The sequence below is a fragment of the Salinibacterium sp. NG253 genome, assembly GCF_015864945.1.
GTDB lineage: Bacteria > Actinomycetota > Actinomycetes > Actinomycetales > Microbacteriaceae > Rhodoglobus.
Window position 1 is genome coordinate 59,278 of record NZ_JADYWF010000002.1, and the last position, 24,764, is coordinate 84,041.

At 61.7% G+C, this 24,764-nt stretch carries 32 protein-coding genes and 1 riboswitch; of the genes, 15 read left to right on the plus strand and 17 right to left on the minus strand.

What is annotated here, in order from left to right:
* The first annotated feature begins 26 nt into the window (after positions 1–26).
* Both I6E52_RS10165 and I6E52_RS10170 read left to right on the plus strand, forming a co-directional pair.
* Positions 27–728: a hypothetical protein gene (locus I6E52_RS10165; RefSeq protein ID WP_197110509.1), complete on the plus strand. Its 702-nt coding sequence runs from the start codon at positions 27–29 to the stop codon at positions 726–728.
* Positions 728–1,390: a hypothetical protein gene (locus tag I6E52_RS10170; RefSeq protein WP_197157141.1), complete on the plus strand. Its 663-nt coding sequence runs from the start codon at positions 728–730 to the stop codon at positions 1,388–1,390. Before I6E52_RS10165 ends, I6E52_RS10170 begins: the two co-directional genes overlap by 1 nt.
* 36 nt (positions 1,391–1,426) lie before the next feature.
* Here I6E52_RS10170 and I6E52_RS10175 read toward each other — a convergent pair whose 3' ends face one another.
* The 4 genes from I6E52_RS10175 to upp all read right to left on the minus strand — a co-directional run bounded on the left by I6E52_RS10175 (position 1,427) and on the right by upp (position 4,356).
* Positions 1,427–1,750: a multidrug efflux SMR transporter gene (locus I6E52_RS10175; protein ID WP_197108374.1), complete on the minus strand. Its 324-nt coding sequence runs from the start codon at positions 1,748–1,750 to the stop codon at positions 1,427–1,429.
* Positions 1,751–1,759: 9 nt separating this feature from the next.
* Positions 1,760–1,823: riboswitch (guanidine-III (ykkC-III) riboswitch) on the minus strand.
* Positions 1,824–1,887: 64 nt separating this feature from the next.
* A complete protein-coding gene (locus I6E52_RS10180) occupies positions 1,888–2,514 on the minus strand; it encodes a pyridoxamine 5'-phosphate oxidase family protein (RefSeq protein WP_231602065.1) in 627 nt (208 codons plus the stop codon).
* Positions 2,515–2,598: 84 nt separating this feature from the next.
* A complete protein-coding gene (locus tag I6E52_RS10185) occupies positions 2,599–3,393 on the minus strand; it encodes a winged helix-turn-helix domain-containing protein (protein WP_197126171.1) in 795 nt (264 codons plus the stop codon).
* A gap of 330 nt (positions 3,394–3,723) precedes the next feature.
* Positions 3,724–4,356, minus strand: a complete 633-nt coding sequence (upp, locus tag I6E52_RS10190; protein ID WP_197108370.1) for a uracil phosphoribosyltransferase — start codon at positions 4,354–4,356, stop codon at positions 3,724–3,726.
* Between the two features lie 43 nt (positions 4,357–4,399).
* On the opposite strand from upp, the gene tadA reads away from it, so the two are divergent.
* Positions 4,400–4,852 (plus strand): tRNA adenosine(34) deaminase TadA, encoded by a 453-nt coding sequence (gene tadA, locus I6E52_RS10195; protein WP_307842499.1) that lies wholly within the window; start codon positions 4,400–4,402, stop codon positions 4,850–4,852.
* 15 nt (positions 4,853–4,867) lie between these two features.
* Here tadA and I6E52_RS10200 read toward each other — a convergent pair whose 3' ends face one another.
* Complete coding sequence (locus I6E52_RS10200; protein WP_197108368.1) at positions 4,868–5,251, minus strand: hypothetical protein; 384 nt, start codon at positions 5,249–5,251, stop codon at positions 4,868–4,870.
* A gap of 17 nt (positions 5,252–5,268) precedes the next feature.
* Positions 5,269–6,231, minus strand: a complete 963-nt coding sequence (locus tag I6E52_RS10205; RefSeq protein WP_197157143.1) for a cation diffusion facilitator family transporter — start codon at positions 6,229–6,231, stop codon at positions 5,269–5,271.
* A 23-nt stretch (positions 6,232–6,254) separates the two neighbouring features.
* On the opposite strand from I6E52_RS10205, the gene proC reads away from it, so the two are divergent.
* Complete coding sequence (gene proC / locus I6E52_RS10210; protein ID WP_197157145.1) at positions 6,255–7,082, plus strand: pyrroline-5-carboxylate reductase; 828 nt, start codon at positions 6,255–6,257, stop codon at positions 7,080–7,082.
* A 78-nt stretch (positions 7,083–7,160) separates the two neighbouring features.
* Here proC and I6E52_RS10215 read toward each other — a convergent pair whose 3' ends face one another.
* The 6 genes from I6E52_RS10215 to I6E52_RS10240 are packed head-to-tail and all read right to left on the minus strand — an operon-like array spanning position 7,161 to position 13,704.
* Complete coding sequence (locus I6E52_RS10215; protein WP_197157147.1) at positions 7,161–8,408, minus strand: sugar ABC transporter permease; 1,248 nt, start codon at positions 8,406–8,408, stop codon at positions 7,161–7,163.
* Positions 8,405–9,229 (minus strand): ATP-binding cassette domain-containing protein, encoded by an 825-nt coding sequence (locus tag I6E52_RS10220; protein WP_197157149.1) that lies wholly within the window; start codon positions 9,227–9,229, stop codon positions 8,405–8,407. The genes I6E52_RS10215 and I6E52_RS10220 overlap by 4 nt, the downstream gene beginning before the upstream one ends.
* 39 nt (positions 9,230–9,268) lie before the next feature.
* Positions 9,269–10,345: a sugar ABC transporter substrate-binding protein gene (locus tag I6E52_RS10225; RefSeq protein WP_307842500.1), complete on the minus strand. Its 1,077-nt coding sequence runs from the start codon at positions 10,343–10,345 to the stop codon at positions 9,269–9,271.
* The gene (locus tag I6E52_RS10230; RefSeq protein WP_197138420.1) at positions 10,342–11,550 is read right to left on the minus strand and encodes an ROK family transcriptional regulator; all 1,209 of its coding nucleotides are present in this window, start codon (positions 11,548–11,550) and stop codon (positions 10,342–10,344) included. The genes I6E52_RS10225 and I6E52_RS10230 overlap by 4 nt, the downstream gene beginning before the upstream one ends.
* A gap of 50 nt (positions 11,551–11,600) precedes the next feature.
* Positions 11,601–12,272, minus strand: a complete 672-nt coding sequence (locus I6E52_RS10235) for a TrkA family potassium uptake protein (protein ID WP_197108335.1) — start codon at positions 12,270–12,272, stop codon at positions 11,601–11,603.
* On the minus strand, positions 12,265–13,704 hold the full coding sequence (locus tag I6E52_RS10240; RefSeq protein WP_231601500.1) for a TrkH family potassium uptake protein: 1,440 nt from the start codon (positions 13,702–13,704) through the stop codon (positions 12,265–12,267). Before I6E52_RS10240 ends, I6E52_RS10235 begins: the two co-directional genes overlap by 8 nt.
* 64 nt (positions 13,705–13,768) lie before the next feature.
* On the opposite strand from I6E52_RS10240, the gene I6E52_RS10245 reads away from it, so the two are divergent.
* The 3 genes from I6E52_RS10245 (at position 13,769) to I6E52_RS10255 (ending at position 14,833) form a co-directional block, all read left to right on the plus strand.
* The gene (locus I6E52_RS10245; protein ID WP_197126244.1) at positions 13,769–14,251 is read left to right on the plus strand and encodes a helix-turn-helix transcriptional regulator; all 483 of its coding nucleotides are present in this window, start codon (positions 13,769–13,771) and stop codon (positions 14,249–14,251) included.
* Positions 14,252–14,401: 150 nt separating this feature from the next.
* Positions 14,402–14,596, plus strand: coding sequence for a helix-turn-helix domain-containing protein (locus I6E52_RS10250; RefSeq protein ID WP_129072959.1), 195 nt, complete (start codon positions 14,402–14,404; stop codon positions 14,594–14,596).
* Between the two features lie 138 nt (positions 14,597–14,734).
* Positions 14,735–14,833, plus strand: a complete 99-nt coding sequence (locus I6E52_RS10255) for a 30S ribosomal protein bS22 (RefSeq protein ID WP_003792170.1) — start codon at positions 14,735–14,737, stop codon at positions 14,831–14,833.
* Between the two features lie 85 nt (positions 14,834–14,918).
* On the opposite strand, the gene I6E52_RS10260 is transcribed toward I6E52_RS10255, so the two are convergent.
* Positions 14,919–15,683, minus strand: a complete 765-nt coding sequence (locus tag I6E52_RS10260; RefSeq protein ID WP_197157151.1) for an HAD family phosphatase — start codon at positions 15,681–15,683, stop codon at positions 14,919–14,921.
* A gap of 18 nt (positions 15,684–15,701) precedes the next feature.
* Between I6E52_RS10260 and I6E52_RS10265 the strand changes: the two genes are divergently transcribed.
* The 3 genes from I6E52_RS10265 (at position 15,702) to I6E52_RS10275 (ending at position 16,550) form a co-directional block, all read left to right on the plus strand.
* Positions 15,702–15,965 (plus strand): glutaredoxin family protein, encoded by a 264-nt coding sequence (locus I6E52_RS10265; protein ID WP_197157153.1) that lies wholly within the window; start codon positions 15,702–15,704, stop codon positions 15,963–15,965.
* Positions 15,962–16,261, plus strand: a complete 300-nt coding sequence (locus I6E52_RS10270; protein ID WP_197108327.1) for a Dabb family protein — start codon at positions 15,962–15,964, stop codon at positions 16,259–16,261. Before I6E52_RS10265 ends, I6E52_RS10270 begins: the two co-directional genes overlap by 4 nt.
* Positions 16,262–16,370: 109 nt before the next feature.
* Complete coding sequence (locus I6E52_RS10275; protein WP_197126240.1) at positions 16,371–16,550, plus strand: YegP family protein; 180 nt, start codon at positions 16,371–16,373, stop codon at positions 16,548–16,550.
* 53 nt (positions 16,551–16,603) lie between these two features.
* Here the strand turns inward: I6E52_RS10275 and I6E52_RS10280 are convergent, their stop codons facing one another.
* Positions 16,604–16,894, minus strand: a complete 291-nt coding sequence (locus I6E52_RS10280) for a hypothetical protein (protein ID WP_197126239.1) — start codon at positions 16,892–16,894, stop codon at positions 16,604–16,606.
* 84 nt (positions 16,895–16,978) lie between these two features.
* A complete protein-coding gene (gene aspS / locus I6E52_RS10285) occupies positions 16,979–18,307 on the minus strand; it encodes an aspartate--tRNA(Asn) ligase (RefSeq protein ID WP_197126238.1) in 1,329 nt (442 codons plus the stop codon).
* A gap of 67 nt (positions 18,308–18,374) precedes the next feature.
* On the opposite strand from aspS, the gene I6E52_RS10290 reads away from it, so the two are divergent.
* Genes I6E52_RS10290 through ccsB form a run of 5 tightly spaced genes read left to right on the plus strand, consistent with a single transcriptional unit; the run spans position 18,375 to position 22,968 of the window.
* Positions 18,375–19,010 (plus strand): histidine phosphatase family protein, encoded by a 636-nt coding sequence (locus tag I6E52_RS10290; RefSeq protein ID WP_197157155.1) that lies wholly within the window; start codon positions 18,375–18,377, stop codon positions 19,008–19,010.
* The gene (locus tag I6E52_RS10295) at positions 19,007–19,597 is read left to right on the plus strand and encodes a TlpA disulfide reductase family protein (RefSeq protein ID WP_197157157.1); all 591 of its coding nucleotides are present in this window, start codon (positions 19,007–19,009) and stop codon (positions 19,595–19,597) included. Before I6E52_RS10290 ends, I6E52_RS10295 begins: the two co-directional genes overlap by 4 nt.
* Positions 19,597–20,340, plus strand: a complete 744-nt coding sequence (locus I6E52_RS10300; RefSeq protein WP_197126235.1) for a cytochrome c biogenesis protein CcdA — start codon at positions 19,597–19,599, stop codon at positions 20,338–20,340. Before I6E52_RS10295 ends, I6E52_RS10300 begins: the two co-directional genes overlap by 1 nt.
* Positions 20,341–20,395: 55 nt before the next feature.
* Entirely contained in the window at positions 20,396–21,970 is a 1,575-nt protein-coding gene (locus I6E52_RS10305) for a cytochrome c biogenesis protein ResB (RefSeq protein WP_197158005.1), read from the plus strand.
* Positions 21,967–22,968 carry a c-type cytochrome biogenesis protein CcsB gene (gene ccsB / locus I6E52_RS10310; RefSeq protein ID WP_307842502.1) on the plus strand — a complete coding sequence of 334 codons (1,002 nt, stop codon included), beginning with the start codon at positions 21,967–21,969 and terminating at the stop codon, positions 22,966–22,968. Before I6E52_RS10305 ends, ccsB begins: the two co-directional genes overlap by 4 nt.
* Before the next feature lie 119 nt (positions 22,969–23,087).
* Here the strand turns inward: ccsB and I6E52_RS10315 are convergent, their stop codons facing one another.
* Complete coding sequence (locus tag I6E52_RS10315; RefSeq protein WP_197157159.1) at positions 23,088–23,702, minus strand: hypothetical protein; 615 nt, start codon at positions 23,700–23,702, stop codon at positions 23,088–23,090.
* Positions 23,703–23,767: 65 nt separating this feature from the next.
* A complete protein-coding gene (locus I6E52_RS10320; protein ID WP_197157161.1) occupies positions 23,768–24,760 on the minus strand; it encodes an o-succinylbenzoate synthase in 993 nt (330 codons plus the stop codon).
* Positions 24,761–24,764: the final 4 nt, after the last annotated feature.

Here is a 24,764-nt window from a genome sequence, read left to right on the forward strand (position 1 = left end):
AGGGCATGTTGGGTTACGCTCACTATATGACTCTCAGTGCCGTCGTCGATCGCTGGGCTATTCAGCTTGAGAGATGGCCTGTCACGGTCGGCTACATCGCCGGGGCCGGGGTGCTGAGTGCACTGCTCATCTGGATCTCTCAATTCGACCTGCGAACCCTTCCGCTGCTGATGATCCTCTACCTTGGACCGCTGGGGCTTGCGGCCGCTGCCCTTCTGGCATTCCCCGTCACCGCGGTGTTTGCTCTAGCGAACTCTGCCTCAGACGTGGCGATCGCGGTTGCGATGGGAGCCGCGGTCGCGATGGCTACCGCGTCACTCAACGTGATCATCGTGAAGGGCAGACGTCGCCGACGAATCGCCGCTGCGACGCCTTCCTCTGAGGGGCTGAGTGGGGACGAGCCGGACGTGGCGCGGAGGTATGGGCTAGCGTTCAGCAAGCTGCTCTTCGCGCTTGCCGGTTGGGCCTTCATCGCGCTCTCCGTGATCGCGGGAGGCGTCATCCTGCTGGCGGATGGAATGTCGTCCGGCGTCTCGGTAGACGAGGCCGACCCGGTGAAATGTGCAGCTGCCGTCATCTGGTGGCCGGGCTTACTGATTGCTGTCGCCGGTCTTGTGACGTGGATTATTCGCGTCGATAAAGGAAGACCCGCTACCGCGTTGGCAGCGATCGATCTCGTGGCAATGCTCGTGCTCATCAGCGTTCTCTTAGACGTCAGTTCCCGCTAGTGAGCGGCGATTCGCGGCACATTATTGATCGTCGGCCCGCGCAGATCGGCTACATCGTCAGCGTGGGTGTCATCGCAGTGGTTGCTTCATCCCTCGGCCTCGCCGGCATCCTTCAAGGATGGATGCTCGTTCTTCTCGTGGTCGTCTGCCTGGGGCCGCTCGGTCTCGCTGTTTTTATCGTGGCCAGTTCGATCGCTCTTTTTGTGACGGCGGTTCCCGCTTGGGCGATTATTGGTCTCGCCGCTGTCGTTTCCCTCGGCGTCGCATCCGTCAATGTCGTCAGCACCCGCCAATGGAGGGCCAGGCGGCTAATCGAACCCGATGCCCTCGCTCCCCGAGACTTTCCGCGTGGCTGGGACCAACTCTATGGAGGCATCCTCTTTGTGTTGGCGGGCGGCGCGTTCATCGTGCTCTCCATCGTCGCAGGCTACGCGGCAGGTACCGCGGGTTATAACGTCCTCGCGTCCAATCTTGCGGATCGTGCTGACGAAGTGAAGTTTGTTGCCTCGGTCACGTGGTGGCCCGGACTGCTCATCGCAGTAGTGGGTCTCTTGTGGTGGAGAATGCGCGTAGGGCAACGGCGGCGAATCTTCTCGTGGGGTGCCCTCGACTTGGCCGCAATGCTGGGGTTAATCGCCGCGGTCGTGCACGTCTCGCGATAGCCCCTGCACTGTGCCAGAGCCGTGGCCGTCGAAAAGCTAGTGCGCCGTGTCGACGAGTTTGAGTCCGACGATGCAGCCGATCAACCCGGTGATGAGCAGCACCTTGATCCACGAGATGGGTTCCCCGCCGAACACCATGGCGTAGGTCACCGTGAGCGCTGCACCAATACCCACCCAGATGGCGTAGGCGGTGCCGATAGGAATCTCGCGCATGGCGTAGCCGAGACCGCCCATGCTTACGAGAATGGCGACACCGAAAATCACGGTTGGCCAGAGCTTTGTGAAGCCCTCCGATTTGCCCAGAGCGGTAGCCCAGACGGCTTCGAGCACGCCAGAAAGAATCAAAACAAGCCAATACACAAGAGTCTCCTTGGCCAGTCTTTTCGCGTACCCGGTACTGATCCGTCGTCGGGAGCCGTCGTTGCGGCTACCCGTTTAGAGTATCAAAGCGGGGGTGAATTGGCAGAGCGGCGGTGTTTGCCGCTAGCGGACATCCGCTACTCGAACGCCCGAACAGACTCAGGCACGCGGATGCCGGAGCGCAGGTCAGGCGTGGCAACAACCTCCACGGCTCGAGCTCCCCACCGCACCTGCCCGCCCCACGCGTCACCAGCGATATCGGCGTCGGTGTCATCGGGCCAGTCGTCGGAGGTGCGCAACGACCACTCCGCGATCGGCAGCGCGAGCACGAGCGTTGCTGCGAGTTCTTTCTTGCTGTTGGGGCGTACTTCGGCCAGGCGGCCGGGGATCAGCTTCTCGGTGATGGCGTTGACGGCGGCAGCTTTCTCCTCGCCCTCCAGCACCCTGAACGATCCGAACAACGCTGCGCTGCTGTAGATGAGCGACGACTCGAAGGCGGAACGGGCCACCACGATGCCACCAACAGCGGTCACCGAGACTGCGACGGGCGCACCAGAAACGAGTCGCATCCAGCGTGAACCGCTCGAGCCGTGCACGATCAACTCATCGCCGAGGCGGGCGACCGCGGTCGGCAGCACCCCGGGGGTTCCGTCGTCATGAACGTAGGCGACGTTCCCGACGATCTCCGAGTCGAGGAGGGCGTCGAGGGCTTCCCGATCGCGCGACATCTTCTCGGGCATCCGGGTGGCATCAGTCGTTGTCATCCGGTCAGTGTGACACGCGCCAGCGTTGAACCTCTACGCCGAGCGAGAGTGGTTCCCTGCGCACGCGAGGGCCGCGCGAGCTGCCTAGATGAAGTCGGGGCTGGGGGTCGAGGCGAAGCGCACCGAGACATCCGGATGACGGTCGTAGCGGTACCCGATGCCACGAACGGTACGAACAACATCTTCGTACGCGCCGAGCTTGGAGCGCAGGCGACGGATGTGCACGTCGATGGTGCGTTCGTTGGGAGCTTCGTCGTCTTCCGCTGACCACAGCGTGGAGATGAGCTGCGCGCGGTCGATGGTCTGTGATTCGCGCAGGATGAGGAACTGCAGTAGTTCGAACTCTTTGTAGGTGAGGGCTGCGGGCGCGTCATCGATGAGCACGCGCTTGCGGGAGAGGTCAACGACCACACCGCTCGCGGGCTTCTCTTCTGGCTCTTCAACCTGGCGGTGCTTGGCGAGAGCAGAAGGGTCCTGCAGGGCGAGGCGCACGACGTCGACGTCGCGTCCACCAGCGCCCACGGGGGCGAGGGCAACGGCGGCGTGAGTTTCGGCGTTCGGTACGAGCTGCTGCGTGAGGAGCTTGAGCTGTTCGACGATCGCGCTGAGGTCGGTGCCAGCGGCGGCAGCCTTGAGCTCGTCGATGCCGACGTAGAGCACGAAGCCACGAGCTTCGGTTCCCTGCGGAACAGCGCGCAAGTGCGGTGCGTCAGCGGCTGGCGCGGCGGGTGCCGGTGTCGGCGTAGCGGGGCGCACGGTGCGAGCGGGCTGCACGGCAATCGACAGGTCGCGGGCCGGCGGAGTGTAGGTCGGTGCCAACGCGGGAGCCGCGGAAGCGAAAGAGGTGCGAGTGGTGCGTTCGATTGTTGCAAGTGACATGGGTCCAGAAATCCTTGGAGAAGGGGTGAAGGGCCTCTGATGATGAGGGTGTGATCCTTCGGAAAAAAATAGTGTGTCGAGCTAGATAGTCGCCGTTATGAGGACGAAGATCTGGGGGCATCCCATCTGGTGAGAATGCCCGGCGCAGGTAGGCCGACTAGGCACACATTCGACAACACGAAACGTCGCTAGCCACCGCGGTGCTCGTAAGCATCGCGCTAGCGGTCCTGGAAGCCACGAGGGCGGTCAGGTCGCGAGTTTGTACAGTCATGGTTGCAATGATGTTTCATGCAGCGCGCCCCTGTCAAGTTGCGCGCGACAATTGTGCTGCTAGACGAGACCGTACAGTCGGTCGCCAGCATCGCCGAGGCCGGGCACGATGTAGCCGTTCTCGTTGAGGCGTTCGTCGAGTGCGCCGAGCACGATCGTGACGTTTTGGCCTTCCATGGCCTTTTCAACAGCGGCGAGACCTTCGGGGGCTCCTAGGATGCAGACGGCCGTGACATCCGTAGCACCGCGGTCGAGCAGGTATTGGATGGCCGCAATGAGCGAGCCACCGGTGGCCAGCATGGGGTCGAGAACGAAGCACTGGCGGTTCGACAGGTCGTCGGGCAGGCGTTCAGCGTAGGTGTCGGGCTTCAGCGTTTCTTCGTTGCGCACCATGCCCAAGAATCCGACTTCAGCGGTCGGAACGAGTTTGACCATTCCTTCAAGCATTCCGAGCCCGGCGCGAAGAATCGGCACCACGAGCGGCTTGGGCGAGCTAATTGCCACACCCTTCGTCGCGGTAACGGGGGTCTCAATGTCGACCTCTTCAACGCGCACCGAACGGGTCGCTTCGTACGCCAAAAGCGTGACTAGCTCTTCCGTCAACGCCCGAAAAGTGGGGGCGGCGGTGTTCTTGTCGCGCAGCACGGTGAGCTTGTGCGTGATGAGCGGGTGGTCGGCAACGTGAACTCGCATAGGCTAAATCTACTTGAGGTACGGACCACTTGGAGAACCGATCGTGACAAAGTTCGATCAATGGATGACGCGGGCCATCGCTGAGGCCAAGCTCACGGCTGATTCTGCTGACGTTCCTGTCGCTGCTCTCGTCATTGATCAGAATGACAATCTCGTCTCCGTTGGGCGCAATGAGCGGGAGCTCACGGGCGACCCCACGGCGCACGCCGAGGTTGTGGCAATCCGAGCAGCGGCCGCGGCCACCGGTTCGTGGCGCCTCGACGAGATGACTCTCGTGGTCACCCTTGAGCCGTGCACGATGTGTGCTGGCGCGATTCTTCAGGCCCGCATCCCGCGCGTGGTGTTTGGGGCGTGGGACGAAAAAGCCGGCGCATCAGGCAGCGTTAATGATTTGCTGCGTGACCGCCGGCTTCCGCACAAGGTCGAGGTTATTGCGGGCATCCAAGAGACTGAATGCGCTGCGCTGCTGACTGACTTTTTCGAAGCCCGACGCTAGCCCGCTAGGCCTGGCTTAGTGCCAGAGCACCGCAACGAACACGTTGATGAGCGCGCCCATGCCCGCAAGGTGCAGGAACGGCAGGGTGGCTTTCTTTTCGCTGGTGCCCGCGCTGAGGGCCTTGGCCTGGCGTGAGCGCGCGATCATGACGGCGACGAGCACAACGATCGCGAAGATCAGCTTCACGGCGATCTTGGCGTTGTTGACGTCTTCGTCGTTCATCTGCACGAGGCCAACAAGGATGAGTCCGGTGACGAGCTGCGTGATGGCACCGATCAGCATCGTGCCGAGTTCGAAGCCTTCTTTGCGGCGCAGCTGAAGAGCGAATGATCCGATGATGAGCGCAAGCCCCAGAATGTGCAGCGCGAGCACGGTGTGAATGATTGGTTCGAAGTTCATGGTTTCGGGTTCCTTCGTTAATCGTTGCCCACGATGACAATGGCATCAGTGGGTGGTGCAGCTTCGGGCGGGCGACGGTAGACATCAGGCTCGATATAGATGACGCGGGCCATCGGCTCTGCCTCACGAATCTCTCGTTCGACACTATCGATACTGGCGGCCACGTCGCTCAGTCGCGTTTGCGCTCCGAAGTCGATCTTGGCCGCAACCATGAGTTCTTCTGGCCCGAGGTAGAGCGTCTTCATGTGGATGAGCGAGCGAACGTCGGGGTGGGCGTTGATGGTGTCGCGAATGAGGTTGCGCTGCTTCGTGGTTGCACCTTCGCCGACGAGCAGGCTCTTCGTTTCGATGCCGAGAACGACAGCGACCAAAATGAGCAGGATACCGATGGCGATCGTGCCGATGGCATCCCACATTGAGTCGCCAGTAGCGATCGTCAGACCGACACCGAAGAGGGCGAGAACGAGACCGAGCAGAGCAGCGACGTCTTCGAGCAGCACGACGGGCAGTTCGGGGGCTTTGGCGTGGCGCACGAAGGCAATCCAGCTCTGCTTGCCCCTCACGAGGTTCGACTCTTTTACCGCGGTGCGCAGCGAGAAACCTTCCAGCACGATGGCAATCAACAGCACCGTGATCGGCAACCACGCTTGCTCGAGAGGGTGCGGGTCTTGCAGCTTGTTGATGCCCTCGTAGAGCGAGAACACGCCACCGACCGAGAACAGAATGATCGAAACGACAAAGGCGTACACGTAGCGCTCGCGACCGTAGCCGAACGGATGCTCGGCATCCGCCTGCTTCTTCGCCTTCTTGCCGCCGAGCAAGAGCAACGCCTGATTGCTGGTGTCCGCTACCGAGTGCACGCTCTCAGCGAGCATCGCACTGGACCCCGAAATCAGAAACGCAATGAATTTGGTGACAGCGATTCCACCGTTCGCCACCATTGCAGCGATGATTGCCTTAGTTCCGCCTGACGCGCTCATGGCATCAATCCTAGGATGTTCACGTGACTACTTCTCTTCCTAGCATTGCAATTGTCGGCGCCGGATCAATGGGGGGTGCCATCCTGCAGGGTTTGCTTGACCCCTCGGTGACTGTAAGCGGGGGCATCCGCGTCACAAATCGCACCGAAGCTAAGGCTGCTGTGGTGCGTTCTGAGGGCGTGGAGTCCTTTGCGCTGGAGAATACTCCTGATGGCAATGCGCGCGCTGTGAAGGGGGCAAAGGTCGTGATGCTGGGCGTCAAGCCCGCCATGATCCCCGACACCCTTACCGCCCTCGCCCCATTCTTGGAACCCGATGCGATCATCATCAGCGTTGCTGCGGGTGTGACAACCGCGCGCATGGAGGGCATCGTCGACAACGTTGTGTTGCGTGCCATGCCCAACACTCCCGCTATCGTCGGCAAGGCCGTAACCGGACTCAGCGCCGGGTCGCGCGCCACCGCGGATGACCTCGCGCTCGGCCGCGCCGTGTTTGAGACGGTCGGCACCGTCGTCGAAACGCCGGAATCGCAGATTGATGCGCTCAGCACCATCTCGGGTTCCGGCCCGGCCTACGTGTTCTTGATCCTCGAGGAGTTTGCTCGCACTGCGGTCGACATGGGCTTCACGCCCGAGCAGGCACTGACCTTGGTGGCGGGAACGTTCGAAGGATCGCTCGCCCTGCTGGCGTCATCCGATAGTTCACCGGCGCAACTGCGTAAGCAGGTTACGAGCCCCAAGGGCACGACCGAGCGTGCGGTTGAACAGCTGCAGGGTGCCGATCTGAAGACGATTTTCGACAAGGCGACCGCTGCGGCGCTCGCCCGGGCCACGGAGCTCGCTGCGGGCTAATCGCTCTCACCTGTTCGCGCCGGGCCATTCGCGCGGCCCCATCCGTGCCGCCTCGCGCATGCGGCTGCGCGACCGCCTTTAGAAGCGGCCGTGCAGTGCGCGCGAACGACGAGACATCGAGTCGATGATCACGGCGAGCAGCAACACTGCTCCCGTGACCATGTAGCGCACCGAGGAGTCAAGGCTCAGCAGCGTGAGGCCGCTTGAGATCGACTGAATGACGACAATGCCGAGCAGTGCAGACCAGGCGCTTCCGCGACCGCCAAAGAGGCTTGCTCCGCCGATGACGGCTGCCGCAATGGCGGTGAGGTTGGTGTCGCCTCCGCCGCTGCTCTGGTTCGCGGCCGCAAGCCGGGATGCGGCCAAGACACCACCAAGAGTGGCGAGCATTGCGCTCACCATAAACACCGAAATGTAGACACGATCAACGCGGATGCCGGCACGCCGGGCTGCTTCAACATTGCCGCCGATGGCATAGATCGAGCGCCCCCAACGCGTGCGCTTGAGCGCAAAGTTGACGGCCATCACGAGCACGACAAAGAGCAGGAACATGAGGCCGATGCCGCGGTCGGTGTTGAGGTACCAGGTTCCCAACAGGAGCGCGACGAGCATGAGCCCGCCGCGAAGCAGGATCGCGGTGCGCGATTCGGGCAGCAGGCCAGCGCGGATGCGGCGGTTGGCCAACGACAGATGGCCACCAACATAGGCGAGGGTTGCCAGCCCGACGAGCACGTAGGAGAGCCACGCAGGCAAAAACATGAGCTGGGCGAACTGCACGATCCATGAATCAAACGGAATATTGATCGAGCCGAGCTTGCCAAGCACCCACAGCTGGAGCCCAAGCACGCCGAGCAGGCCCGCGAGGGTGATGACGAAGCTGGGAACCCCGAAGCGGGTCAGCAAGAACCCGTAGAACCATCCGAAGAGTGCACCAGCGGCGAGCGCGGCGAGGATGGCGAACGGCAGCGGCCAGTTCAGCTGTGTAAACGTGACCGCCAGAATCGCGGCCGCGAGTCCCGAGAGCGACCCGACCGAGAGGTCGATTTGGGCGAGCAGCAATACGAGCACTACACCGAGCGCGATCGTGCCGAGCGCGGCGGACTGCATCGCGAGGTTCACGAGGTTGGCGCTCGACAAGAAGGTGGGGTTCAAGATCTGGAAGACGGTCCAGATGAGGGCAAGACCCACGACAACGGGAATCGCCCCGAGGTCGCCGCCTCGCACGCGTGACCGAAACCCGGCCCAGGATTCTGCGATTCCTGAGGCTGGCGGAAGTTCGACAGCGGGGGTGTTGTTCGTGGGCGGTTGCGTGTCGGAGGCGCTCATGAGCTGAGTCCTTCCTTGATGCGGGTGAAGGTCGCGCCGGTGAGGCCAGCGCGCCGGCTCACCGCGTTATCCGTTGCGCCCGTAATCGCCGCGATGATGTCTTCGTAGGTCACGTCGGCCACCGCAAAGTCACCGTTATTGCGTCCAAGACGCAGCACGACAACGCGGTCAGCCACGGCCTGCACGTCAGCCATGTTGTGGCTCACTAAGACGATGCCGTGACCGCGCTCGCGGAGGTGCTCAATAAGGTTCAGCACCTCAGCGGTCTGAGCGACGCCGAGGGCGGCGGTGGGCTCATCCAACACCACAATCGACGGATTGCCGATGAGCGAACGCGCAATGGCAACGGTCTGGCGTTGCCCGCCCGAGAGCCCCGCAACGGGAGTGCGCACGGACGGAATCTTGGCCGACAGCTGCCGCAAGAGCGCCCAGGTCTGCTGCTCCATCTCGACCTCGTCGAGCGCTCGAGTTCCCAGCTCCCGGCCCAAGAACAGGTTCGACACCACGTCGAGGTTGTCGCACAGCGCCAAATCCTGAAAGACCGTTGCGATACCGAGATCGCGGGCATCCGTCGGGTTCGACAATGACACTTCGTCACCGCGATAGGTAATAGTGCCCGAAGTGGCCGGATGCACGCCCGCGAGTACCTTCACGAGTGTCGACTTTCCCGCACCGTTGTCGCCGACGATCGCCACGACCTCGCCGGGATAAATGTCGAGCGACACATTGCTCAGCGCCTCGATCGCGCCGAACTGCTTGCTGATTCCCCGCAGCGAAAGGATCGGCTCATCGTCTGAGGTGGCCGGAGTGACATCAGTCATTGTGGCTCTCTTCCTTGAGTTCATTGACGTCAATACGCATTACTGAATCCCCGCCGCCGCACACGCTTGGGCATATTCGGTCGTGCAAATTTGCTCAACGGCATAAAAACCATCAGCGACGACGGTCTCCATAATGTTGTCGATCGTCACGATTACGGGAGTGAGCAGCGTTGTCGGAACGCCGTTAGTTTCTTCGCTTTGCCCCACAAGTTGCTTGCCGTCGAGCAGCGCCACCGCGTGCGTCGCCGCGATCTCAGCTTCGCGCTTCAGATCCTTGTAGACGGTCATGTACTGGTCGCCACTCACGATGCGTTGGATGGCGGTGAGTTCGGCATCCTGACCAGTGACGGGAGGCAACGGGGTCACCCCGCCAGCCTTGAGCGCAGCGATCGCACCCCCGGCCGTTGCGTCGTTGGCGGCATAGACGCCGATGAGGCTGTCGCCGAACTGGGTGACCTGGCTCGCCATCCACTCCTGGGCTTTGTCTGGGCTCCAGTCGGGAGTGTCGAATTCGGCGACGACGGTATAGGCGCTGCCATCGATCACGCTGTGCGCGCCCTTCTTGAACAGGCGCGAATTGTTGTCGGTGGGGGAGCCGTTGATCATCACAATGTTGCCCTCGGAGTAACCCTCCTCGGCGAGGCGCTCGACGAGAGCTTTGCCCTGCAGCGCTCCGACCTTTTCGTTATCGAACGACACCCAGAAGGCCAACTCGGGGCTGCCAATCAGGCGGTCGTACGAAATCACCGGAACCTTGTAGGACTGGGCCGTCGCCACGATTGTCACCGCCGCCGAAGAATCAACGGGGTCGAGCACGAGCACGCTAATGCCCTGAGCAAAAGCCGACTCCGCCTGCTGTTGCTGCTTCGCCGGGTCCTGATCGGCATTCGCATAAATCACGTCGCACTCGGGGCACAGCTCAGCAACTTTGGCCTCAAAGAACGGGCGATCGTAAGCCTCGTACCGCGCCGTCTTCGACTCCGGCAGCAGCAGCGCAATCGTGCGCGAACCATCGCTCGAAGCGCCGGGCGTCATCAAGGCGCAGCCACCCAGAGCGAGCACCGCCACAAGCGCAAGAGCGATCAGTCGCATCATTCGCGCACGGACGGATGTCACGAAGCCTCCGCCTCTGCAGGTTCAGCACTCAACGTGGCATCAGCACCAATCGTGAGCTGATCAATCGCAAAAGCGATCGACCCCAACAGTTCGCTGCGCGGCCCCAGCTGGCTCTGCACCAGATCGGCAGCCTGCCCAGACCCCACGATGACCGAACGCTCCATCGCGTGCCGCATCGGGCCCAATAAGAGTTCGCCCGCCTGCGAGAGCTCGCCGCCCACCGCAATGCGCTCCGGATCGAAGACGTTGCTGAGGTTGCCCGCGGCGATGCCGAGATGCCGTCCAGCGTCGGCAATGGCCCGGATGCACGCATTATCCCCAGCGATTGCGCGAACAACCACATCGTGAAGCTTGAGACCGCGACGGCCAGTGCGCACCGACTCAACGATGGCCTGACCACCGGCGAGAGTTTCGAGGCATCCACGATTGCCGCAACGGCAGAGCGCGCCATCTTCGTCGAGAACCATGTGACCGAATTCACCGGCTGTGCCGTGGTGGCCGCGGAACACTGCCCCGTTCAGGATGAGGCCCGCGCCAATGCCGTCGTCGATGCTGACATAGAGAGAGTTGGGCTTGCCGCGTAATGCGCCTGTGCGGTATTCGGCCAGCGCGCCCATGTTGGCGTTGTTGTCGACATACACCGGGCTATTGAGCCGGATGCCGAGAGACTCTGCGACGGGAACGCCGTCCCAGCCGCGCATGATTCCTGTGCGCGAAATGATGCCGGTTGACTGATCCATGGGCGCGGGCATCGCGAGGCCAACCGCCAGGATCTCGTCGTGAGTGGCGTCGACTGACTCGAGCATGTCGGTGATGAGTTGGGCGGCCCGGTTGAGTTCGTTGTCGGCGCGATGGTCTTTCGCGAGCGGCATGTGGTGCTCAGCGACGACAGTGTGCGCGACATCGGAAAGTGCAACGCGCATGTGGCGTTCGGAGAAGTGCACGCCGGCGACAAGGCCAAGCGCGCGGGCAAGCGTGATCTGATGAGCGCGACGGCCACTGCGCGTGCTCATCGTGGTCGCGAGCACTCCGGCGGTGACGAGCTCTTTGACAATGTTGGAGACCGTGGCGGGCGAAAGCCCCGTTACCCCGGCCAACTCGATCTGTGTGAGGCCACCATGGTGCTTCACCGCGTCGACTATGCGAGCGCGGTTAGCTTCGCGGAGCGAAGTTTGCGACCCCGGGGTCGCCCGTTTTTTGCTCACGGAATCAAGATACAGGTAGCGGGTGCGCGCAGATCAGTCCACAAACGGGGCTACGTTGCGAGTGTCGCGAACTTTTCGATGTCGACAGAGTTGCCGCTGACGATCACGAGGTCGTGATTCGAGATCACGGTCTCGGGCGTTGCGTAGGTAAATTCCTTACCGGGCGACTTCACTCCGACCACCGTGATTCCATACTTGCGGCGCACTTGCGACTCGCTCAGCGGCAAACCGCGGATGGGCTTCGGCGGGTACATCTTCACGATGGCGAAGTCATCATCGAACTCGATGAAGTCGATCATCCGGCCCGAAACCAGGTGAGCGACGCGCTCGCCGGCTTCTGCCTCGGGGTAGATCACGTGGTTGGCGCCGATGCGGTTGAGGATCTTGCCGTGCGAGCGGCTGATCGCTTTCGCCCAGATCTGCGGAATCTTGAGGTCAACGAGGTTGGCCGTGATGAGCACGCTGGCTTCGATGGACGAGCCGACAGCCACGACGGCGATCGAGAAGTCTTGCGCGCCGATCTGCTGGAGAGCATCGAGGCTGCGAGCATCCGTCTGCACGGCGTGAGTGACGCGCTCCGACCATTTCTGTACGAGGCTGAGGTCAGCATCGATCGCTAAAACTTCGCGGTCGAGGCGCTGAAGTTGACCGGCAGTGGCCGCACCGAAACGGCCGAGCCCGATTACTAGCACCGGGGCATTGTGGGCGATCTTGTCAACCAACGATGGGCCTCTCTTCTGCTCTCGTGAACAATTGACGGCGCTGACTGGCCGCAAGGGCTGCCGCCAGCGTAACCGTTCCCACTCGTCCAGCCCACATTGTGGCGGCGAGGATGTACTTGCCGCCATCGGGCAGCGTTTCGGTGAGCCCCGTAGAGAGCCCACACGTGGCAAAGGCCGAAATCACGTCAAAGAGCACCCTGTCGAGGGGCTCCTTGGTTATCTGCAAAATAGCGATGGTCGAGATGGCGACGATCGTTGCGCCCCACAGCGTGACGCTGACAGCGAGGCGAAGTACGTCGGTGGGGATGCGACGCTCGAAGGCGTGCATGTCGTTGTCACCGCGAGCTTCCGCAAGGGCAGCCAAGAACAGCACAGCGAGAGTCGTGACTTTGATGCCACCCGCGGTGGAGGCAGAGCCGCCGCCCACAAACATCAGCATGTCGAAGACGAGCAGCGTCGACCCATTCAGCTCATTGATGTCGATGGTGGAGAACCCACCCGAGCGCGTCATGGTCGATAAGAAAGTGGATGTCAGGGGGCGCGAGATCAGGCTTTGCCCACCGATGGTGTTGGTGTTGTTCCATTCCAAAATGAGCACTGCTAGCGCCCCGAGGAAGATCAGCAGCACCGTCGTGAAGAGGGTGAGGCGTGCGTGAACCGAGAGGCGGGCGCCGTCTTTGAGGTTGCGGACTACAGCGAAGATCACGGGGAAGCCGAGGCTTCCGAGGAACACACCGACGCCAATCGCGCCGAGCATCCAAGGGTCTTGAGCGAAGGCTTCCATGCCACTGACCGCCGGCACAAAACCGGTGTTTGTGAAGGCCGATGCCGCGAAGTAGAAGCCCTGCCAAATGGCGGGCCACACGTCGAAACCTTCCACAAGCAGGCGCGGGATGATCACGAGCGAGAGCACGACCTCGATGGCCAGCGCGCTGATTGCTACGGTCGCGAGGAGCCCACCAATTTCGCCAAGACGAATAGCTTGGGATTCAGAAACAGGGCCGACGTGGATGCGCGAGGGGTTCGAGTCGCTCGCGGCGATGAGTCGTTGGCGCAGCCCGAGGCGGCGCGACACGACGAGGCCGAGCATGCTCGCGAGAGTGAGCACGCCGATTCCGCCGACTTGTAGACCGATGAGGATCGCGGAGTTGCCGAAGGCTGACCAGTGCGTCGACATGTCGACGGTGGTGAGGCCGGTCACGCAGATGGCGGAGACGGCGGTGAAGAGTGCATCCACGAGGGGTGTGGCTTGGCCATCCCGAGCCGAGATGGGCAAAACGAGAATGGTCGTGAGCACCACAACGAGCGCCGAGAAGATGGCGATAGCGAAGCGCGCGGGAGTTGCAGCAGCGAAACGATCGATCACATCACGGACGCGGGCGAGGATGCTGCGTTCACGCGGGTGCGCACGCATAGGTGCCCAAGAGCTCATAAATTTATCTCCCCACGCACAGGAGGCCATGGTACTCCTCAGAAACGCCCGGTACCCTATTGCAATGGCCGACATCTTTGACGTAGTAGCCGATTCAACGCGGCGTAGCCTTCTGACCGTGCTGCTTGAGCAGTACATCGCCTCTGATTCTCCGAGCGGCGAGCTGAGCGTAAGTGAGATTGTCGAAAAACTCGATTTGAGTCAGCCGACGGTCTCCAAGCACCTGAAGGTGCTGCGCGATCACGGGTTGGTGTCGGTGCGTGAAGACGGCCAACACCGCTATTACCGCCTCGATTCTTCTCCTCTTGAAGAGATTGAAGACTGGCTGATCCCGTTCTTGAGCGCGGACTTCCAAGAAGACTTTGACGAGGAGCTGCTCGCCTCGACCGGCGCTTTCTCGGCCTGGTCGGGAGCGGATGTTGGAGACAACTTGGGCCGCCAGGTTGCGGATCGCGCCTACCGGGCTCGCACCGCGCTGCACGACGTCGCGGAGGCTGCAAAGCACCTGCCGAGCAGCGTTCGCTCTCGCATCTTCCGCAAGGATTAGGCGGCAGGCGCGCCGGGCGCGCACCTTGAGGGGTGGACAGCGAGTCACACCAGCCCCTATTGTTACCGTTTAGCACTTCAGTCACATGCTGGGTGCTTTGTGCAGTCGTTTCGTGCGTTCTGCAGTTGGTGAAACTAAGGGGCTGGTCCGATGTCACGGGATCTATCTGAGATGCGTTTTCTCACCGTCGCTGAGGTGGCGGACATGATGCGCGTCTCAAACATGACCGTGTATCGTCTCGTTCACTCCGGTGAACTCCCGGCTGTTCGTTTTGGCCGCTCATTCCGCATCCCGGAATCGGCTGTAGCGAGCGCCGTTGCACCCCCAATCTCTGAGGTTGGATAGCGGCGAATCGTCGCTGAGGGTTCATTCCCAGTTCATCGAGACTTTTAAACCCGCCCGGTGCGGTAAACTCTTCCGGTATGTCTTTCCGCGGTTCTGAATCGGACCGGGTCGGTTCGTTCAGAAATCAGTGAGGTTCCTATGGGTTCAGTCATCAAAAAGCGTCGCAAGCGTATGGCAAAGAAGAAGCACCGCAAGCTGCTTCGTAAGACACGCCACCAGCGTCGCAACAAGAAGTAACTAGTCCCAATGACTAGGGGCCGTCTTTCGAGACGGTCACAACTCGAACACCCGAACGTTCATCTGAACGATCGGGTGTTCGGCGTTAACGAGCGTTTTTGCGCACGATCTTGGCTTGCCGCTTCACGCGGCGCCGGGCTTCTTTGAGGCCGGCGCGGCTGAGCGGCAGTACTGGCCAGCCCATTTTTTGGGCATAGTGCGTGAGTTTCACATCCGCGTTCACGGCCACACGATTGCCTACGGCACTCAGTAGCGGGATGTCGTTGCTGGAATCGGAGTATGCCCAGCAGTCTGCCAGGTTGGCCCCGAGCCGCCCAGCGAGCTCTGTGGCGACGGCAGCCTTCTCTGGGCCGTGAAGCACGTGGCCGTCGAGTTCTCCCGTGAGAAAGCCGTCTTCGGCGCGCACGCGGGTTCCGAGGGCGCCCGTAAGGCCGAGCCGTTCGGCGATCACTTGCGCCACAAACTGGGGCGTTGCGGTGATGAGCCACACTTCGTGGCCCTTCGCGAGGTGCTCTTTGGCAAGATCGACGGTTTCGGGCCACAGGTTGGGCAAAATGTCTCGCTCGTAGATGGTCTCGGCGAGATCGATGAGCGTCTGCAGGGAATGTCCGCCCACGATCTCAAGCGCCCGTTCCCGCGCGGAGGTCATGTGCTTGTGGTTTTCTCCCACAGCGACGAACCGAAACTGGTGCCAGGCAAAGCGAGCAATATCTCGCCAGCCCACGATTCCACGCCGCCAGGCTTCCTTGCTCAAATAGAAAGCACTCGCACCACGCATGAGCGTGTTGTCCACGTCAAAGAAAGCCACAACGGCGTTCTGGCTGGGCGGGGGCGACGTTACCTCGTGCATTCGCATTATTCTAGGGTCGTGCCCACGAAACGTCTCACTTTAATTGGCAAGCCGGGATGTCATCTTTGTGACGATGCCCGCGAAACTATCAATCAGGTCATCGCGGCACTGGCCTCAACCATCGAGATCGAACTCACTGAGCTGTCGATTCTGGAGGATGAGCAGTTGAACGCAAAGTACTGGGACGAGATTCCTGTTGTGCTCATCAACGACCGCGTACACACCATTTGGCGTGTCGAACCCGAGCGCCTCAGCGCTGCTCTTCTGGAGGAAACAGAATGATCCGTCACGTTGTTATGTGGAAACTCATCGCCGAAGATCCCGCAGACCAGAAGATCGCAGCGGATGCGATGGCTGCGGCGCTAGAACCTCTCGTCGGCAAGATCGATGGTCTCGAAGCGCTAACCGTGCGCCCGGATGTGGCAACCGTCGCCGGAAATTGGGACGTCATCCTTGTGTCTGATCACACTTCGGTTGAGGCCCTTGCGGCGTACGGAACTCATCCGTTGCACGTGGAGGCGGGTGCTGTGGTGAAGGCAAACACTCGTGAACGGGCCTGCGTCGACTTCGAGCTTTAAGCGGGGGAACGACGCCGCCTCTTGTGGGCCGCTCATGCGCCCGCATTAGGATGTGGGGCACTTACCGCGCTCTCGCGTGGTCCCGAAACGAGGATCGAAAGAGGAAACTATGAAGTTTCAAATCGTCAAAGGCAAGAGCGAGACGCAGCCATTCTTCTGGCGCATCGTTGCGAGCAATGGCCAAACTCTCGCGGTGAGCGAGAATTACGTGGCGAAAGCATCAGCGAAGAGTGCTGTGGAGTCGGTCATCAAGAGCGCCGGTGGAGCCAGCATCGAAGACCTTACGTAATACAGGCTGTCAGCGCTCGCGGGGGATCTTCGCGAGCACGACTGTGTGGCCTGCTACTTACTAACTTCGATCGGGCCCGTCATGTGGTTCTTGATCGAGTCGCGCTCGGCTGCCAGTGATGCCAGCGTTCCACTGTCGAGGCCTGGTTGCAGCATGTCGTCGAAGGGATTGCCCATTCCACTCTTGGAGTGCACTGCTTCGGCGTAGGCCGTTGCTGCTGCCGCTACCTTTGCGCTCGCACGCTGAGCTTTCTTGAGCGAGACAGCACTGCTGCCCACAACCTCAGCATGCTTGTTGAGTGCCTTCTTCAGGTCTTTGAGTGCCGAATCAATTTTCTTTGACATGAGGTCATCCTGTCCTAATTGGCTATGCGCTGGCTATGGGTTCGGTGTGTCGAACTGTGAGGCCCTCGCGAGCCCCCAGGGTGGCTACGGAGTGAGGCGGGTTGGTCCGCGGAAGAGATACGTTGCTTCGCGCAGGTTGGGCAGACCGAGGAGCAACATCAGCACGCGCCCGAGGCCCATGCCGAATCCACCGTGCGGAGGTACGCCGTAGCGGAAGAAGTCAAGGTAGAAGTCGAGCTCGGCCGGGTCCATGCCCTTGTCGCGAATCTGCGCCTCCAGCACGTCAACGCGGTGCTCGCGCTGGGCGCCAGTGGAGATCTCGACGCCGTTGAACACGAGGTCGTAGCTGTTCGTGAGGCCTGCATCATCCGCGTGACGCATGTGATAAAACGGGCGGATACTGGCGGCGTAGTCGGTCAAGAACACGAAATCGTGGTCGTATGTTTCTTTCACGTAGGCGGCGATCTGGCGCTCACCCTCCGGGTCCATGTCGGCGTCGGCGCGCGGCACCGTGTAGCCACGGTCGCTGACGATCTGCTTAGCCTCGGCAAGCGGGATGCGGGGGAAGGGGCGAGTCGGCACCGTCATTTCGATGCCGAACAGCTTCTCGATCTCTTCGCCGTGCTTGTCTTTGACAGCCTGGAAGCCGGCAACCATGAGCTCTTCGTGCAGGTTCATGACGTCTTCGTGGCTGGAGATCCAGCTGATCTCGCTGTCGACCATCGTGAACTCGGTGGCGTGACGCGAGGTAAAGCTGGGGTCGGCACGGAAGCTGGGGGCGATCTCGAAGATCTTGCCGAAGCCAGCGGACTGCGCCATCTGCTTGAAGAACTGGGGGCTCTGCGCGAGGTAGGCCTTGGTGTCGAAGTAGTCGACCTCAAACAGCTCAGCCTTCGACTCGCTGGCGCTGGCCATGAGCTTGGGGGTGTGAACCTCGATGAAGTCGTTCTCGACCCAGTAGGTGCGCCAGGCGTGCTCGAGCGTGGTCTGGATGCGGAAGATCAGGTTGTTGCGCGGCACGCGAAGGTCGAGGAAGCGCCAGTCCATGCGCTTGTCGACGCTGGTGTCTTCGGCGATCGGGGTTTCAGCGATTGCCTCACCAGCAAGTTCGATGCCGTCGAGCTTGATCTCAACGCCGCCGAGCTTCACGCGCTCGTCGTGCTTCAACTCACCGGTTGCGGTGAGGAAGGTGCCCTGAGCGAGGCCCGAAATGATCTCGGCGAGGGGATCCTCGGCCGCGGTGCCGTCGTCGTTGAATGAGCGGGGGTGAACAAGTTGCACCGCACCCGACTCATCGCGCAGCACGACAAACTGCACCTTCTTTTGATCTCGAACAGTGTCGACCCACCCCGAAACGGAGGTTGCTCCATCGCTTGCGGCGGCCAGGTTCTTAGTGAGGGTGCGTGTAGTCACAGCGCCGAGTTTACAAGGGATCACGCAAGAGAAAGTGCGGCAGGGCAGCAGACGTAGACTGAATACCGTGCCAGCAGACCTCATCCATCTCGTTCGCCATGGTGAAGTGCACAATCCCGACCGCATTCTCTATGGCCGTCTCCCCGGGTATCACCTCAGTGAACTCGGTCATAAAATGGCGGATGTCGCCGCCGCAAGCTTCGCCCAGCGGCCCCTCACGGCGCTCTATGCGAGCCCCCTACAGCGCGCTCAAGAGTCAGCGCAACCCTGGTCGGAACGCTACCGGCTGCCTATCACGACCGAAGAGCGCATCATCGAACCATCCAATTGGTTCGAGGGCGGTCGCCTGCGGTTTCCGCAGGTTCTCGGCCAGCCGCGCGCGTGGCCGCACCTGATCAATCCATTCAAGCCCAGTTGGGGCGAGCCCTACGTGAGCATCGAAGCCCGGATGCTCGCTGCCGTTGACGACGCGTGGTCCGCGGCCGACGGTGGCGAAATTGTCATGGTCAGCCATCAACTGCCCATCGTTGTTGTAGCCCGCTCCGTGAAGAAAATGCGGCTCGCCCACGACCCCCGCCACCGCCGCTGCACCCTGTCGAGCATCACGACTCTCGCCCGCGAGGGAGACCATTTCGTCGAGGTTGACTATCAGGAACCTGCGGGAGACTTGCTGGCAGCATCCATCGATTTAGGAGCCGTGTGAATCGCCGTCTCATCGCCGCTATTGTGGCGAGCCTCGCCCTGTTTACTGTGTCGTGCTCCGGCGCCACCGAAAGTCTCGCGCAGCAGTACGAGAACGGATCAGAAGAGGGCTATATCTCCGGCGATGGTTCGACGGTCGAGATCCCGGCCGACAGTCGCGATGAACCCATCACTTACGAGGCAACTCTCGACACCGGCGAGACCGTGTCGAGCGATGACTTTGCCGGTTCTGTTTACGTCGTGAATTTCTGGTACTCGAGTTGCCCGCCGTGCCGCCTCGAAGCGCCCGACTTGGCTGCGCTGAGCGAGCAGTACACCGAGGTTCCCTTCTTGGGCGTGAACGTCTCTGACACTGCCGAAACGTCGCTCACCTTCGCTGACGAGTTCGGCATCCCGTACGCCTCCGTCGTGGATGCCACGACCGCGGGCGTGCAGTTGGCGTTCGCCGGTTCCGTACCCCCGAATGCGGTGCCCACCACTCTCGTGGTCGACCGCGAAGGGCGCGTTGCCGCACGCATCAGCGGTCTGGTGCGCGACCCCAGCATCCTCGCAGCGATGATGGACTCCGTCATCGCTGAGGAACAGTAGTGTCGAGTCCGGTCGGGGAGCTCATTCTCGGCGGCAACCTCCTTCTCGCGATTCCGATTGCTCTCCTTGCGGGCCTCGTCTCGTTTGCCTCGCCCTGTGTTCTGCCTCTCGTACCTGGCTACCTTGGCTATATCGGCGGCTTCACGAGTGCAGAAGAGAAGGGCAGCACGAAGCGCCTTGTTCTCGGCGTGAGTCTCTTCATCCTGGGGTTCACCGTGGTCTTCGTGGCTTTCACGGTGCTGTTTGGCACGGCCGGCCTTCTGCTGCGCCCGTGGCTTGATCTGATCACCCGCATCGCCGGGGCGCTCGTGATCGTCATGGGTGTCGTGTTCATCGGCCAAGTTACCTTCGCCCAACGCACGATCAAGCCGAAGTTCAAAGTCGCGACCGGACTCGCTGGCGCACCGCTACTCGGCGTGGTCTTTGCGCTCGGCTGGACCCCCTGCGTTGGCCCCACTCTCATCGCCGTCGGAAGCATGGTCTTGGATGGCGGAGACCCCGGCCGGGCCGCTATCGTCGGCATCGCCTACAGTCTCGGTCTCGGCATCCCGTTCCTGCTGGTGGCTCTTGGATTGAACTGGGCAACCGGTTCGGTGGCGTGGATGCGCCGCCACATCCGTCTTATTAATCTGATCGGCGGAGCGCTGCTCGTGTTGATCGGTCTACTCATGGTCACCGGTGTGTGGCGTGCAATCGTGACAAGTTTGGGGGCGGTAATCGGTGGCTTCGACACACTCCTCTGATTCAGAAGCTGGCGATTCGGTAACGGGCGGGGATGCCACGCGTCCCAGCGACCACATGGACGCGCCAACGCCTACGCCGGAAAGCAAGATCACGCAGCCGAAGCTCGGGCTTGCGGGCTACGGTCGCTTTTTCTGGCGCCAGCTCACGAGCATGCGCACGGCGTTGTTCCTGCTGCTTCTTTTGGCCGTTGCGGCAATCCCGGGCTCTCTCGTGCCGCAAATCACGTCGGACCCTAACGGCGTCATTGCCTATCGCAACAACTATCCAGACACCGCAGCGATTCTCGACTTCTTTCAAGTCTTCAACACCTACTCCTCGGTGTGGTTCTCGTCGATTTACCTCCTGCTCTTCATCTCCCTCATCGGCTGTGTGCTGCCGCGCACTAAACATCACTTCGATGCGCTTCGTGCTCGCCCACCCAAGACTCCAGCGCGTCTCTCGCGGTTGCAGGGTTTCACCACCCGCACGACAGAGGCGGATGTCGCGACGACGATCGATTCAGCACGTGGCCTGCTGCGCTCGCAGCGGTACCGCACCGAACTGTATGGCGATTCGGTTAGTGCTGAACGCGGCTACCTGCGCGAAACGGGAAACCTTGTCTTTCACGCCGCTCTCGTCGGCGTTCTTGTGACAGTGGGGATCGGCGGCGGCTTCGGCTACACCGGGCAGCGCGTTGTCGTTGAGGGCTATGCATTCAGCAACTCGCTCGCCAGCTATGACTCGTTCAACCCGGGCCGGTTCTTCAGCGATGACGCTCTCGACCCGTACACCGTCGCGCTTGACTCTTTCGAGCCGGTCTACGAAATCGAGAACCAACAGGCGATCGGTCAAGCGATTGACTTCACCGCCAACGTCACGACCACGGTGCGCGGCGACGAGCCTCAGCAGTCTCAAATCAAGGTCAATGAGCCTCTCAGCCTGAGCGGCACCAACCTGTATTTGCTCGGCAACGGCTATGCCCCGGTCATCACCGTGCGCGATGCGGACGACAAAGTCATCTGGTCGCAACCAACGCCGTGCCTGCCGTTCGACGCCAACCTCGGCAGCACCTGCATCATTAAAGTGCCCGACGGACTCGATCAGCAGATTGGGATGCTCGGCTTCCTGTATCCGACCGCCGGAACCCTCAGCTCCGGAGCGCTAGCTTCCGTGTATCCCGACCTGGTGTCACCCGTGCTCACGTTGGAGGTGTACGAGGGCGACCTCGGTCTCGACAACGGGCAAGGCACCAACGCCTATTCGCTCAACACTGACTCTCTCGAACAAATCGCGGGTCGGAGTTCCGACGCTGAAACCTTGCGCCTCACTCCCGGCGACCGGCTCGAACTGCCCAACGGCTTGGGCAGTGTTGAGTTGACGAGCATCCCGCGCTTCGTCTCCCTCGATGTGCACCATGATCCGTCGCAGCTGCCGGTGCTGTTGTTCGCCATGCTGCTCTTTGGCGGCCTCATTACGAGCCTCTTCGTGCCCCGTCGCCGCATGTGGGTGGCCGCCACGACTGACGCCTCTGGCGTGACAACAGTTGAGTATGCCGCGCTGGCTCGTGGCGACGACCCTAACCTCGAAGCGGCAGTCGCCGACTTTGCCGATAAGCATTCCCAGCAACTGAGAGTTAGGGTGGAATCGTGACTGAGACCCTCGTGTCGTATTCGCTGATTGCGGTTTATTCAGCGATGGCAATCTATACCTTTGCGTTCATAATGTTCGCCGTCGATCTGGCACGCCGCTCGGCGGAGTCGAGCGATGCTTCCGCAGCGAGTGCAACCGGGTTGGCTACGGCATCCGCCCAGCAGGCATCTGTCATGCAGGCGGCAAGTTCTGGCGGTACGGCGACGCTGACCGCGAGCCCCGCGTCGACGGGTGATGCCGCTGTTTCTCACTCGCCCAAGTCGTTGCGAATCGCCATGGCACTGACCGTTATCGCGTGGGTGTTGCACGTGAGCGCCGTCATTTTCCGCGGGGTTGCCGCGGGCCGCGTTCCGTGGGCGAATATGTTTGAGTTCACGCTCACCGCAACAGCACTGATCGTCGGCGTTTTCTTGCTGGTGCAGTTCTGGCAAGACCTGCGCTTCCTCGGCTCATTTATCACCGGGTTTGCATTGCTCGCGCTCGGCGTTGGCACCTCAAGCTTCTATGTGGATGTCGTGCCCCTGCCGCCAGCGCTGCAGTCGGCCTGGTTGGTTATCCATGTCTTCGTCGCGAGCCTCAGCACAGGGTTCTTTGCCCTCGCCGCCGGACTCTCGGTGGTTCAGCTCATGCAGTCGCGTCGCGAAGCGGGCAAGGCACTCAAGTTGCGCTTCCTTGACACTCTGCCTGCGGCCGACCGCCTTGAAACTCTCGCCTACCGCCTGACCGTGGTCGGCTTCGTGATGTGGACCTTCACGCTCATCGCTGGCGCTGTCTGGGCCGAGCGGGCCTGGGGTCGCTACTGGGGCTGGGACACCAAGGAGGTCTGGACCTTCATCATCTGGACCATCTATGCCGGTTACATTCACGCCCGGGCAACCCGCGGCTGGCGCGGATCGCGGTCAGCCTGGCTTGCGATCGTGGGCTTTGCAGCCGTTATCTTCAACTTCACCGTCGTGAACCTCTTCTTCAAGGGACTTCACGCCTACTCCGGCCTGTAAAACTCAACTCAGCGGCGCCCACCACGAACGCGGGCTAGGAAGAAAAACGCTGGGGCCGCACCGAGCTGCACCCCAGCGTTTGATTGGGGAGAGCCCCTTCGGGCTCACGGTATTAGTGACTAGCTGGCGGGCGTGAGTTGCATCGGCACGGTGGGGTTTCCCTCTCCCGTGGAGAAGTGGATGATCGGGCCATCGTCACCGCACTCATACGGTGCTGAGTTGATCGGGGCATCCGCCAAGAAGCTATTTGTGAGGTCAGTGCCATCCACGGTGACCCCGGAGACCGTCACCGTGACGGCAATGTCGCTGACTTCCTGAGAGGTCGTAATCACGCTGTCGGTGGCGGAGTAGTCGCCGCTGATACCGCCGGTGATCTCGCCGGTACCTTCGGCGCCGGCAACCTGCAAGAGGATCTCGAAGTCGGGAGTGTAGGTGTAGGTCGCGTCGGTGAAAGCGAGCCCGGTTCCGCCCTCGACTGAGATGTCGAGTCCGTCGTTAGAGCCGCTGACAGCGGAGTAGAAGCCCTGCATCTGATCTTCGGCGATGTACCAGTCACCGATGAGGCACTCGGGGCCGGTGACGGCTTCCTCCTCCGCTTCCTCGGGGGCCGAGGCATCCACTGCGGCATCGGTGGCGGCCGGTTCCTCATCCGGCGGCGTGCACGCGGAGAGCAGCCCGAGGCTGAGTAGGCTGAGCGCGGCTACAGCCTGAAAACGGCGCGATTCAATACTCATGTGTACTCCTCGGAAGTGATTGCCCTCGGAGACAACCAGTTCGTCCACCCTACTGAGCGGCCGCGTTACTGGGCTGAGTAGTTTTTACCTAGTTCGTGACAGCGGACGAGGCGATCTCGCCACCACTGCGTACGTTCGGGATTAGCGGCCCAGCGAGTGAGCAGTGCCTCGTCGGCCTCGATGCGGCGCACTTCGAGGTGCCCGTCGCGAGCGCGCAGGGGAGCAGCGGTAACGTCGGCGGCGAGCAAGGATGCCGTGGCGAGTCCGCAGTCATAGTCGAGGGGATCGATGGCGGCAGCCAAGTGCGCGCCCATCGCGAGCCCCACCGAGGTCTCAAGGGCGCTGGAGACCACAACGGGCAGCCCGGCATTCTTCACGATCTCCACAGCGCGAGAGACGCCGCCCAGGGGCTGTGCCTTGATGACGAGGAGGTCGGCGGCACCCGCGCGGGCGACCGCGAGCGGGTCGGCGGCTTTGCGCACACTCTCGTCAGCCGCGATGGGGATGCCCATGTAGGCGATGCGCGTGTGCAGCTCACCGAGTTCTTCCACCGTCGCGCACGGCTGCTCGACATACTCAAGGTCGAATCCGGCAAGGGCATGCACGGCACGTTCGGCCTCATCGACCGTCCACGCGCCATTCGCATCAATGCGGATGCGGCCAGTCGGCCCCATGACGCGGCGCACTTCGGCGACGCGGGCAATGTCATCCTCGAGGGTCTGATCGGGCTCGGCAACCTTCACCTTGGCGGTGCGGCAGCCATGGAAACGTTCGAGAACCGCTTCGACCAGGTCGGCGGGAACAGCGGGCACGGTGGCGTTAACCCAGATGCGATCACGCACGAGGGGCGGCATCTCGTTGTAGGCATAATCGATCGCGGCCAAGAGCCACGGGGTTGCTTCGACATCGTCGTACTCCACGAATGGTGAGAACTCGCTCCACCCCTGCGGGCCGCGAAACAGGAGTGCTTCGCGTTGATCGATGCCGCGAAAACGGGAGGTCATGGGCAGGGACACCACGTGAGCGGTGTCGAGAATGTCGTTCACTGAAGGGAACATGTTC